This is a genomic window from Ekhidna sp. (genome assembly GCF_964218185.1).
Lineage (GTDB): Bacteria > Bacteroidota > Bacteroidia > Cytophagales > Cyclobacteriaceae > Ekhidna.
This window is the reverse complement of sequence record NZ_CAXPLV010000003.1, coordinates 1-13,061: the sequence shown is the minus strand read 5'-3', so window position 1 is coordinate 13,061 and position 13,061 is coordinate 1. Positions and strand designations below refer to the sequence as shown.

Annotated in this window: 10 protein-coding genes; 1 reads left to right on the top strand and 9 read right to left on the bottom strand. The window is 40.8% G+C overall.

Annotated features, from left to right (window positions below; translation table 11 throughout):
- Positions 1-6: 6 nt before the first annotated feature.
- The 9 genes from ACEQZT_RS03165 to ACEQZT_RS03125 all read right to left on the bottom strand — a co-directional run bounded on the left by ACEQZT_RS03165 (position 7) and on the right by ACEQZT_RS03125 (position 12,503).
- Positions 7-492, bottom strand: coding sequence for a hypothetical protein (locus ACEQZT_RS03165; RefSeq protein WP_370087156.1), 486 nt, complete (start codon positions 490-492; stop codon positions 7-9).
- A gap of 162 nt (positions 493-654) precedes the next feature.
- On the bottom strand, positions 655-867 hold the full coding sequence (locus ACEQZT_RS03160) for a response regulator transcription factor (RefSeq protein WP_370087154.1): 213 nt from the start codon (positions 865-867) through the stop codon (positions 655-657).
- A 101-nt stretch (positions 868-968) separates the two neighbouring features.
- Entirely contained in the window at positions 969-2,561 is a 1,593-nt protein-coding gene (locus ACEQZT_RS03155) for a 7TM-DISM domain-containing protein (protein ID WP_372530127.1), read from the bottom strand.
- Between the two features lie 90 nt (positions 2,562-2,651).
- Entirely contained in the window at positions 2,652-5,723 is a 3,072-nt protein-coding gene (locus ACEQZT_RS03150; RefSeq protein ID WP_370087150.1) for a two-component regulator propeller domain-containing protein, read from the bottom strand.
- On the bottom strand, positions 5,713-6,690 hold the full coding sequence (locus tag ACEQZT_RS03145; RefSeq protein ID WP_370087148.1) for a hypothetical protein: 978 nt from the start codon (positions 6,688-6,690) through the stop codon (positions 5,713-5,715). Before ACEQZT_RS03145 ends, ACEQZT_RS03150 begins: the two co-directional genes overlap by 11 nt.
- Entirely contained in the window at positions 6,690-7,958 is a 1,269-nt protein-coding gene (locus ACEQZT_RS03140) for a PKD domain-containing protein (protein ID WP_370087146.1), read from the bottom strand. Before ACEQZT_RS03140 ends, ACEQZT_RS03145 begins: the two co-directional genes overlap by 1 nt.
- On the bottom strand, positions 7,955-10,093 hold the full coding sequence (locus ACEQZT_RS03135) for an OmpA family protein (RefSeq protein WP_370087144.1): 2,139 nt from the start codon (positions 10,091-10,093) through the stop codon (positions 7,955-7,957). Before ACEQZT_RS03135 ends, ACEQZT_RS03140 begins: the two co-directional genes overlap by 4 nt.
- On the bottom strand, positions 10,090-11,010 hold the full coding sequence (locus ACEQZT_RS03130) for a type IX secretion system membrane protein PorP/SprF (RefSeq protein WP_370087142.1): 921 nt from the start codon (positions 11,008-11,010) through the stop codon (positions 10,090-10,092). The genes ACEQZT_RS03135 and ACEQZT_RS03130 overlap by 4 nt, the downstream gene beginning before the upstream one ends.
- Positions 11,007-12,503: a gliding motility-associated C-terminal domain-containing protein gene (locus ACEQZT_RS03125; protein ID WP_372530132.1), complete on the bottom strand. Its 1,497-nt coding sequence runs from the start codon at positions 12,501-12,503 to the stop codon at positions 11,007-11,009. Before ACEQZT_RS03125 ends, ACEQZT_RS03130 begins: the two co-directional genes overlap by 4 nt.
- Positions 12,504-12,881: 378 nt before the next feature.
- Between ACEQZT_RS03125 and ACEQZT_RS03120 the strand changes: the two genes are divergently transcribed.
- Positions 12,882-13,061 (top strand): FAD-binding protein (locus tag ACEQZT_RS03120; protein ID WP_370087138.1); only part of this gene is annotated, 180 nt, incomplete at its 3' end.

Sequence of the window (13,061 nt, the reverse complement as noted above, 5' to 3'; positions counted from 1 at the left end):
CATTAATTACTCTTCTGTCTCGTCTTCTTCGCCAGAGGTGGTCTCCTCCAACAGTCCATCATAAATGGTTTGATATCTCGACTTCACTTCAGCGTTGGACTTCAGCTCCTTTTTGAGTGAATTATACAGTCCAACTCCGATATCTTCTTTTATCTTTCCTATGTATACTTCTTTGAAAGATGAGGTCATGCTATCATAGCTTGCCTGTATCTGCTCAAATGCAGTTAGTTCATCATCAGTTACCTCAAACTCCTGAAGCTTAACCGAATCTCCTTTTGCTGATTTAATTTTCACAAAGCGTGCTGCCTCCAATGTCTCATCATTATTGATCCAGTCATTGTAGGTCTCCGTCATTCGCTCCTTCTCCACCTCAGCCCACACCATCACTGTCGCATATGTTTTGAGCTCATCGTCCGTAAAGCTGGATTCTTCCTGTGCATTTGCTGTGCTTAGACCAGTCATGATGCACATCATCAGTAGTACTTTCTTCATCGTTATTTTCTTGGGTTATTTTTTCAAAAGCCACAAGTATATAAAATCGATTTTTATGATTCCAAGTGGTCAAAAGATCATTTTGAAATGAATGAAAAAGCCAATGATAAGTCGGCTCATTTGGAGAAAGCTAAAGAAAATTTCTACTCGGTTAACTGATCATCAAGCCACCTGCATTAGCACTCGAGCCCAATCCGCCTGGCTCTTGATTTGTAGCTTTATTCTTATGTTCTTACGGTAGCCATCATAGGTATGAACACTCATGGCCATCTTGTCGGATATTTCACTTCGAGTGTACCCCTTTCTCAGCCATCTGATGAGCTGAATTTCACGGTTGGTCAGGTTGTCCTCAATAGTAGATTTGGATAGTGGCATAAAAACTAAGTGGTTGATTTATACCCCTAATTAAGTAGCTCTATTTCGGTATTTCGCAATTTTTGTCGTGAATGACACAAAGGCCAACGCGAAATGCATAATCACTTTGCCAGCCGTTCCTCCAGTTCTGGCTTGTATGTCCTGGATAGCTTCAATTCCTCTCCATTCTTGAGAAGCAGGTAGCTTCCATAGATCGTCTTCACATATTCCAGATTGACGATAGTGGACCGGTGTATCTGTACGAACTGTGCCGGCAAAATTTCCAGGATAGCACTTAGTTTATTTCTGTCTACCTCCGGTCGATCCTTGTCATTCAAATAAAACTCCAGGTAATGATCATCTGCTTGTATATAGCGGATACGACCCGGATCCACCACGGCTTTACTCTTTAGTATTACAAACTGTTGCTCCTCTTCCTGTGATTTTTCCTCCAGCTTCTTTACCAGTTCGTTGAGTTTTTGGTTTGATTTAAAAAGCTCATTCTTCTCTTTGATGATCTCCAGAATTAAAAATATCATAGCATATGAAAGCACACCCACCTCGATGAAAAATCCGGCAAACAACGGATCTCCAGGTACTAGAGAAGAAGTAATGGCTCCATATTCGATTAGTATTTGGCTTACTACTCCCAAAAAGAAAACAGAGTATGCAACCAAAAATATTTTTGACCTGAATGCATCGATTTTAAGATGGTTGATCGCACTGCTGTAGGCAAAAACGATCGTAAGGATCAGGACTACATACCTTATCGAAATCAAAACTGGACCGGCAGTAATAATGAATCCAGGAAAGAGTACCCAAGCTAAAGAGCTTAAAATAAATAGGAAAAGAATTACATCCATAACCCGATTAAAAACTGGCATGTGTTTCTCCGAATTGAAGTACCTCTGAATGTACATGATGAGGAAAAACATCGCCAGCTGAGTGGTGAACGGAAAGAAATGGGTATTGAACTCAGGATGGTTAAATGTGATGTACTGATACCCATAGCCCAGTTTTGCGAAGCATCTCAAACCAAACGTGAGCACATAAAGAGCATACCATATAAAAATGTACATCTTCATGCGGATGCCTACGATGAGGGACATGAGAGCTACCAAACCTATAAATCCGAAGCAAAATCCATAGAAAATTGTTTCTTGATTGTACATCTTCCAAAATGCTGATTCCCTATAAAGGGTCAGTGGGAAGCGAGAAGCAGAAAGCCTCTTGTCCACATTTAGCAGATAGGTCGTTTGCTGACCTTTCGGGATGGTGAGAGGAAAAGCGAAATTTCTGTAGCTCACCGGACGCTGATCAAAAACAAACCGATCTCCGGTCTCATATAATTTCAACACTGTATCTTCTTGTATCTCAAAAAGCTGTAGGTAATCCAATTGAGGATAATCTATCTCTAAATAGAAGCTTGTCTCCTGAGATTGATTGATGATTGGGATTTGAATCCAATAAGCTGAATTACTTATACCAGGATTTGTTCGGTCTTTGACGATTTTAAGCGAATTATTTGTAATTGCTTTCCAGGCTGCTTGTCCACTCAAGGTATCAGGAGTGGTAAATACGGAACAATTTGAATTGAGCTGATAGATTGGCTCATTTTCATTCAAAGTGACCTGACCACTAGAATGAAAGACTAAAAAAAGAAATAAGACTGCTAGTTGAAATCTTATTAAAAACACCTTCGTCTCACTCATCATACTTCACATCCAAAATACTCAATGTGTTTATATTTTAATTGAATTAAACCGACTTTCTGAAGTACGGAAACATCCCTGCCAAAAGGCATTTTACCCAGCACTCTTGAGATGAATGTGAACGGTTGTGCCTTTCCCAGGTAGGCTGCTTATAGAGATCTCTCCCTCCATCCCTTCAATCTGGTTTCGTGATATGAACATACCCAAACCATCACCCTGAGATTTTTTCTGATGGAAACGAGCACCCAGACTAAACAGCTTATCACCAAATCGCTGCAAATCGATCCCAATTCCATGATCCTCGATTTGGATTTCCACTTCATCAACTTGCTTTTCAGCACTAATTCTGACCACTTTAGACTCATCTGTAATACCATAATGAAGCGCATTTGAAATCAAATTATTCAGCGCGCTTTGCAAATAGGTAGGTGCACCAAATACATTAAGATCATCCGAAACATTCACTACAACTTGAGCTTGCTTTTCTTGTATTAGTTCATCATTCGCACTTAAAATGTTTTCAATCGTGTTTTTTACGTTGCACGGAACCCGATCCAAACTCTCCCGATCATTTTCAAAATTCAACAAATCATTTATGTGACGAATGGTTAGGTTTAGCCGATCTGAAGAAGTCCGAAGCATTTTAATAAACTCATTATTACTAGGATCCGATTCCAACGCAGAGATAAGCCCCATAATGTTTGAAACGGAGGATCGGGTATTATGAGAGGTGATGAATGAAAATTCCTTCAACCGCTTATTTTGACTTTCCGTAATTGAAATCAATCGCATTTTTTCGTTCATTCGATTTCTCAATCGACTTGTCTGCCATTTTATGAGGGAATAAATCATTAAAGAGCCCACCAAAATGAAAAGTAAAATGGCCCACCAGGTGTTCCACCATGGAGGTTTCACCTGAAAACTCAGACTGGCGATATTATCTCCCCAATGATTAGGATTGTCAGACTGACGAACATAAAAAGTGTAATCACCGGGCTTCAAGTTTGTGAATGTTATGTGATTGTCATTCGTTATTGGGGACCATTCGGACTCCTGCCCCTCCAGCCAAAACTGATACAGATTTGAAGTAGGGTTTCTCAGATTGATAGAGATAAACTCGAAGGTGAGGTTGTTGTAGTTATAAGGAAAAACAAGACCTTCAGGCACCTTCCCTGTCGCCTCAGTTTGCTTGCTGAATCGATATAGATCCATCGGTGCATAATTCACTTTAACATCCGAGATAATCGGCTTAATTATTTGTGATTCAAAAATCTCATCCGGTGTACTCAAAAAGGTGACTCCATTTCTATTCCCAATCCAGATATTGTGATCGACATCTCTGTAAATGGAATTGTGGATAAATTCAGTCACCATTAGTCCATCCTTTTTTTGAATGGTAGAGACCGCTTCTGTAAACTCATCCACCCTACTAAGCCCTGTTCGATGGGTAGCCCAAACATGATTGTTCTTGTCACTTATGATTGAATTACAATAGTTGTTTAATAATCCCTCCTCCGTAGAAACTCGCACAAACTCATCACCTGTATATTCATAAATCCCATTTCCATGTGTTCCAATCCAGATATTTCCGTATTCATCTTCCGAAATGTCATTGACATCATGAGCTGGGAATAGACCTTCTTTGGTCATATAGACAATAGAACTATCGGGTTTCATAATGGCCAATCCCGCACCATGTGCCGCAAACCATGTATTTCCTTTTTTATCAAAATGAATATGATAGATTTCATTGTGGTAAAATCCTGTTCGGGTAGAAAAATGATTAATGACATTATGCTGTGAGTCAAGCACATACACCCCCTTCTGATGTAATGACAACCATAAGTTATCCTCAGAATCCTTCAAAATTTGTCTGACCTTAAAGGAGCCTTTACCATGATCGAAATTGATTTTCTTAAAATTCCTCAGCGTGGCGTCCGAAACGTAAAGCCCTTTATCATCTGCCGCGAAATAGATTTGATCTTTCTTATCTACAAAAACTGCTGAAATGTTATTGCCTAAGGTTGCTCGGTGCTCTATCAGCTCAAAATTCACACTATCCAACTGCCCGGTATAAAAACCTTTAATCAGTCCCACATCGGTTCCGAAGAAAAATTCATGCCTTGAGTTTCCAGAAATGGAGTTTACTGATCGTGCCCTGAACGATTCAAAATTGTAAAAGAGGAGACCTTTTTTTCTAACCTGAATCAGCCCATCTCCGATCGTTCCTATCCATAAACTCTCATCAGCATCTCTGTATAGTGTTGAAATTTGATCTCCCGGAAACCCACCCTTTCGATTGAAGTAGGTAAACTGTCGAGACTTTGAGTTATTGCGATTAAAGTCTATTTTGACCAGCCCGCTATACTTTGTGCCAATCCAAAGATCAAAATTGGCAGTCTCCTTTATTGATGTGATTGAGGCTGTCTCGAGGTAGTCGGTCTTATATGTTTCTCCACCTCTACCATCACCATTCAGCTCCAAGTGATAGACCCCATAATCAGTCCCAACCCAAAAAGCATTATCAACTTCCTTGCTCTTTTCAAGGGTTTGAACTGACATATACTCCAGACCAGAAATACGACCGGTAAACTGAATTGTACCTTGGCGATATTCAAATACTAACAATCCCTCGTTTGTACCGATCAACAAGAAATCCTGAAATTCATAAATGAAGTTGGCTTTTTGATTTTTAAGCTCGGCAAACTGTGCATATCTTACAGAATCCTTTGAAATAAGAAGAAGCCCATTGTTTTGAGTAAGTGCAACTAGCTGATCATTACTTCTCACAATACCCACAATTGAATTCTGTTCATTTTCCGGTTTATACAGGACTTGAAAACCTACACCATTGAATCGCTTGATCTGTCCATTGAAGTAGCCAAAATAGATTTCTCCTTGATCGCTGTAGGCGGCCGTTGTGAAGTTTTTCTTTGTAGAATCATTTCCATCCATCAACTCGAAATCCAATCCATTAAATCGAGTAAGGCCATAGTCAGTACCCACCCATTTGTATCCCTGAGGCCCCTGAATGGTGGTATACACGTATGTCCCGTTTAGTCCAGTTTCAGGATTGAAATGGCGAATGTCATACTGGTGGAGAGATGCCGATAGCGCCAGACATGAAAATATACCGATGAAAGAAGCTTTGATTCTAGTTATCATCTTTCTGGTAATATTTCAGGTTAACAACATATTTATATCTAGGTGGGCCCCCGATCGGAATTCCGTAAAATCGAATGGCTTCTTCATATTGATTCCGAAGAAAGAAAACCATATTATTGTTCGGCTTTCCTTGTTTGATGATCTGAATTTCAATGGTTGAATTTTGCTCTTCCGGTGTGATCTCATGAACTGAACTTGCCCACTTGAGATCTCCCGACTTTTTGATTTTATGGCGATTTTTCACCACGGAATAGAGTACCAATTCCCCGTCATAATCAAAATCAAAATTGTGCTGTGTGATGGATATTACATTCTTGTCTACAAATGGATAGATGTGACTAATCTCTCCACTTGCTACGGGTAGTCGGAACGAATATTCATAGGTAAATGCGTTTGAGCCCTCTACCTCTTCATTCACATCAGGATCGGCACTTAAAAAGTATTGGTAAAGATTTCCATCATCTCCCTTCACTCCTTCCATGATCACTTTGAAAATTCGACCATTTGGTAAAGTAGGATCTGACTCTCCTTCAATCGGGTTGAACGGGCCGAAAGTAAACCACTTTCCATCAAACTCAGGATTGTCCTTAAATACTTTTGATGCGAGAAGATTGCCACTTTTATACTCTCCCACAGGATCAACTTTCTTGGCATCTTTATTTGAATGAGCACCTTGACCTCCGTAGATCGATATCCTATGTGCTGAGTTCCATTCTCCTTTAATTTCATCAATCTCTCCGCCTACATCAGGATCAAAAACTCTCAAATAGATTGGCTCTGTAAATTCATCGGGGATCAGGAAAAAGAAAACCTGAACGTGATCATCATCTCCCCAGGAAGCAGGTGCCTCGTTACCAAAAGTGACCAGGTAATCTATATTCTCAATCTCATTGGGTATCCGCTGACCAGACGCAAAGCTTCCCACCAAAATCAAAAGAGTAAACAATATCGTTTTTACTTTATTCATCAAGGGATGCTCTCCAAAAATTTAAAATCTGCTCTCCTATCCAAAGCTTTATCCACATAGTCGCAATCTCCGGAGATGCAGGTGTTAATTAAAGTTCTTGCACTGTTTGGGTTGAAAATGACAATTCTATTTTCTTCAATTCCACTTTCCATTAGAAAGGATTTGATCAGATCAGCTCTTTTCATTGATAGTGACAGGCTCTTGTTGTATGAGCCTCCCGAACTCGTATACACGCCTATGCCGATTTTAAGCATCGGCAGATTCAGCAAAAGCTCGGCATTGTCCTTCAGGGTCTTCTTATTTTTCCTGCTTAGCTCATCTTGATCCAGCTCAAAGAATATAGGATCCATTTTAGATGGCACAGATTCCGCAAGCTGAATTGTTCTTTCACTGATTTTATTTTGGATGCTTTTAATGTCCTCCTCCGCAGACACATCGATTTGTCCCGAGTCGAAAATCAGGTTACCACGAAATGTAATTACACGAAGAAATTGGCTATCTAAGAGCTCTGCCAAACTTGTAGCCTCAGTGTATTGATCGGAATCTGATTTTAATAATCGATACTTTGGTTTGTCTTCCAAAAATCGGGAATCACTCGCTATACCATTCATGGTAGAAACCAGCAACCCTGCGGTTGGGTCTGATAGTTTCACTTCAATACTATCGGTTGCGCACAGCACTAAACTATCAATAGCTGAAGTCAATTTTATGAGTAATGTACGCTGATAGTTTCCGGTTTGGGCATAGGTGTGTGCAGGCCTAGGCTCACATGAGAATATGCCGTCTCCAAAATCCCAATAGATTTCCTTCACCTGATAGGCAGAGTCGGGGTAATCCAATTCGTATGAAGTCGTCTCCTCAATTTCAGTACGTACATCCTCCAACTGATCTAACGTTAGTTCAAACGAACCTTTGATGATAATGTCGATAACCGCTTCTTCACGAATGATCACTTTAGTTATCGGATCTTTGAGATTCAGCTTAGCCTGATAGGCACCCGGATTTCTATAGCAGTGATCAATATTTAACCCTTCCAGCACAGTTCCATCCCCCATATCCCAAATGAAGGTGAACTCCTTTCCTTCAAAATCATATGAGTCGGTAATGTCCAGATTCACGCAGTTATTGGAAGCGATACGACTGACACAGGGATCATTAAATTTGGTGAACGCCATCTCAGCTTCATTGCAGCTCACCGCATTTTCCTGACCAACTCCAAAAGAAATCGCTCCAAGTAAAATCAAAAACTGAAAGCAAACTCTTCTCATTCTCCTTTATAAATTTTTCGCATTACAAGTTCAAATTCAGCACGTCTATTAACGGCATGATACAATTCTTCACATTCCGTATCGTCATCGCAATCATTTAAAAGCCCCTGCTCACCATAGCTATCCAGAATCAATCGACTACCTGGAATATCATTCTCCAAAAAATACCTGGCTATCATCTGCGATCTGCGGAAAGCAAGCTCGTCATTGGCTGCAAGACTACCACGGCTATCCGTATATGAATTGATTGCAAAGGCAATTTTCTGATCGACAGTCATAATCTTCACAACCTTGCTCAATTCCTTTTTTGCCTCTTCCGAAAGCTCAGCAGATGCCAGATCAAAGTAGATGTTCTTTACCATGTAAACTTCCTCCATTTGGAGTCCCTGTGCAGCCACTGAAGCTCGTGCTCTTTCTTCCAATGTCAATTCGGGATTGGGGGGATCGTGAGAAAGCAAGATGCTCTCATCGGCATTTACAATGAAGCTACTATTTCCTATCTCCCGATATTCGTATACACGACCATTTACCTGAATCATGGCCTTCTTTCTATTGTAGAGCTGCTCCAGCTTTTCTCTGGTGGTCATTTCTCTCTCCGCAACTTCTACCTTCTTTTCTAAAAGTACAGTTGTTGCATGAGATTTACCCGCAAACAAATCATCGGTCAAAATTGTGGTGGCATTGGATACATATCCTTCTTTTTTTAATTCAATAAGTAGCTCCTCACCAGGTTTTGCCAAAAAGTCAACCATTCCGGTAGAGTCTGTATATCTGGTGTCTAAAAGGGATTCACCTGAAATAAATTGTGCGATAGCATTTTCAATCGGTTTCTGACTTTCAGCATCCAGCACCAAGCATCTAATCTTTGACCACTTTATTCTAAACCTGAACAGATCATCATCCATCCCTCCGTTTTTCCTATTGGAGGTGAAGTAGCCTGACCTACCAAGCGGATCTGAGATAAATCCAAAATCAGCATAAGGTGAATTAAAGGGATAACCCAGGTTTTTAACTTCATCGTGAGTTGTGGGATTTAGCGGTGTTCGAAACAAATCCAGATCGCCAAGACCGCCATGTCCATCAGAAGCAAAGACCAACTGATCATCAACCAGAAAAGGAAACATATCATCACCTGATGAATTAATATAGGAACCAAGATTTTTTGCCACGCTCCATTCTCCATCTACTTTCTTTGAGATATAAAGATCAGCTCCCCCGTATCCACCTGGCATATTTGAGGTGAATATCAGAACAGAGCCATCTTGCGAAATTGCTGGCTGACCAACGGAATAATATTTACTATTAAACGGCAATGGTTCCATGTTGACCCACCTGTCACGCGCCTCATCATATTCAGCATAATGCAATTCAAGGTGACTTTCATCCTTCTTTTTTTTGGGAACTCCAGCTCTCGTGAAAATGATTTTGTTTGTGTCAAAGAAGACCAATGGTCCCTCATGATAGTTAGAGTTTAATCCGCTGTGAAACTCAATGGGGTCAGTCATCCGCCCACTTTCTAACTCTTCGGTATAGAAGATCGAAATGTATTCTTCATCACTCCAATTCATCACGTTTGTGACATCATTTGAATGATGATCTGACAAGAATATGATCCCTCTCTTATAATAAAAAGGACTAAACTCTGCATATTTTGTATTGATGCTCAATGGATGAAAATCCACGATTGTAGAATCTTCGAAGTGTGAATGGATTTCATTGATGGCATCTAGTTTTTTGGTGATCAAAATATCCTCCCCTTTCAACGCCTTGTATCGGTGAAGCCATTCTTTCGCTTCATCATACTTCTGATTAGCGATCAATACCTGAACAAAACCCAGGATGTCTTCCTCGACGGTGTGGTCTTCCTTCATACCAGTCTGGAACCATTTTTCAGATGTTTTATACTGATCGATATGATAATAGCTTTGACCCGTCGCAATGGCGATACTCAATTCCGAGGTGTCTTTCTCAAATGCCTTTTCATACAATAGCGCGGCTTCCTCATAGTGGCCTGTCTCATACAGACGATCGGCCCTCTCTTTGATCGGGTCAAGGTTTTTCAAAAGCTTAATATGCTGCCCCTGAACATCAAGAATGAGTAGAATAAAAAACGTGATATGATAGACCAACTTCATCTAAATCTTCTTGGGTGATTGACTTTTGGATGTTGCTTTTTTATTCTGTAGTTAATTACCAACTCATGTGATCCTGTGCTAACCTGACTAAGCTCGGACGTGATCAACCCATAGGAATATCCGAACCTGAGATTATCGGTGAATTGAATTTCAAGAATGAAATCAATTGAGTTACTCCATCGGTAAGTGATGCCTGTCCAGATGATATCCTTTAAAAGAAAACTATTGGTAATATCTATATCCGGAGCTGCTCCATCCAGATACCGAACCATAAAGCTGGGTTTATATTTAATGTCATGATTTAGCATGAATATTCCTCCGCCTGTCAGATAATAATGCCTCACCTGACGACTTAAATCCTGCTCATTCTGGTTCAACCGATTATTAACGATAAATGGCACGGATAATCCAGCATAGAATTTTTTATCGCTGTAGTATATCCCGGTTCCAAAATTTGGAAAGGTCGAATTGTAATCACTATTCAGGGCAGGATCATCCGGGTCAATCAAGTCCTCTCGTGAAAGTTCAACATGAAAGTTTGAAAATCCACCTTGTAATCCCATAGACAAGTGTTGCTGCCCTCTGTCAAAAGATATTCGATAGGTGTATACACCAAATACATTATTGAATGAAATGGCTCCAAACTCATCCTTTACAAAAATTAACCCAGCTGAGGACTCCTTATTTCTTGTGATTGGGCCATGGGCGGAAAAGGTATGTGTGGTTGGAGCACCTGGAATCCCACTCCACTGGCTCCTGGTCATCATGGTAAAACTCCATGATTCGTGAATTCCCGCATAGGCGGGATTGACCACCAAACCATTGAACATGTATTGGGAAATCACATATTGTTGTTGCGCCATTGACTGAACAATGATCAAGAGGAAGATGATAAATAGAAACTTTCGAACCATCATCTGCTAATTAGGATATTTCCTGCCAGTGGTCTGGACCCATCCTTAAAATCTATTATGAAATAATAGGTTGAATAGGCCGCCTCATTGCCTGCCCCCAAACTCTTGTTCATTTCTCCGCCCCAAACTTTACTCCCATTATCATACCCATCTATTTCATAGATTTTGGTTCCCCATCGATTAAAAATCATCACTCTATTATTAGGGTATTTCTCAATACCCTGAATAATCCACACATCATTTTTTCCATCTCCATTAGGCGAGATAGCAACGGCCACTTTTATATCGCATAAATCATCGCTATCCACATAATTCAAAATTTCATCGTAATCGCAATCATTAACACCTTCTTCCAGATCAGATCTTCCATCATTGTCACTATCTAAATCCACGAAATCCGGTATGCCATCGCCATCCGTATCTACGGGATTTCTAGGATCACTGCCTGCTTCGATTGCGTCTAAAATGCCATCATTATCAGAGTCTTCGTCCAGGTATTCTAGTGTTCCATCATCATCCACATCTTTAAATTGAAGTTCGTAGGAATCCGGTATTCCATCAGAATCAAGGTCACCATCCTCGATGGTCAATGTAAATGTTGACTGTGAACACTCCGAAGGATCCCCATCATCACAAACCACATAATCCAATGCAAAAACTCCAATCTCCGATCTTCCTTCATATGAATAATCACCATTTGCACTAAACGTTAGTCCCTCTGGCAATGGGTCTATGTCAGTCAGTTCAAGGTTGTCATTTTCAATATCAGAATCATTTATCAGGAGGTTTCCTTCTCCATGGCTTCCAAACGCAATTATCAAAACATCTGCTTCCAGATCCGGCTTATCATTCACCGGCAGCACATCTACGGAGTAATCATAGAAATTGGACTCATTTATGCCATCACTGACCTTGACCTTGACCTGAAGTGATCCGTAAAAATTTTCACTAGGAATTATGTTTACCCCATCAACCTGATAGTTCGCTCCATTTTCAAGAATCAAAGTATGGCTCTCCGGATAAGTGTCGTCTGGATCGTTTACAAGGAGGTCACTAAGCGCAATACTGAACGGTGTATCTTCATTGGTAGAATGAGCTGCAACCTGTCCTACGATGGCGGGAGGAGTATTCTCGTCATCTTCGTTTGCCAGCGAAATATCAGGAATATCTAATCCATTGTAATTAATATCTGTGGATGTTGCAGGAGCAATGATTATCGAATAGTTCACATCGCCATCGTCTACGGCATCATCAACTCCTGTCACTGTCACGATCTGTTCATCGCTCCAGTTTGCATTAGTGAATGTTATGCTTGATGGACTCACCGTTCCCTCAGCAACATCACTGGAACTTAAACCGAACTCCACGTCATCAGTGGGTTCTGAATTAAGTACAATCGTAAAAGTAGCCGTTGTACCCTCCTCCCTAGTATTACCACTTATCGCGCTGGCAATTGCACCAAAAGTATCATCGTCTTCATTAGTCACAGATATCATTTGATCAGGTAAGGGATCAAAATAATCATCGCTGGAAGCATCATCAATGGAGATAATAACATTAAAAGAAATATCCCCATCATCAACATTATCATCCACTCCGGTAACGGTAACCAACTGAGTCATGTCCCAGTTGCCATTTGTAAATGTTATCGATGGACTATCAACAGATCCTTCATTCAGATTGTTACTTGAAACATTCAAACTGACACTGCCAATCGGCTGGACATCCAGCACAATTGTGAATGTGGCTGAACCGCCAGCTTCTGTTGTGTTCCCCGATATAGGTGACAGTGTAAAGCCGGCAGCATCATCATCCGTCACCGTCACCGATACCGTCTGATCGCCTAAGCCCGTAAAGTCTGACAAGACATCGAAATGTGGCAATTTCACCCGACAGGCATCGCCGGCGCTGGTGTGTTGGTGACCGAGGGTTGCCGCGGTGAAGGCGATTATCTCATCAACAAAAATGGCGAGCGCTTTATGGAGCGTTATGCGCCTAACGCCAAAGATTTGGCCGGACGTGACGTCGTGGCCCGCTCCATGGTCATGGAAATC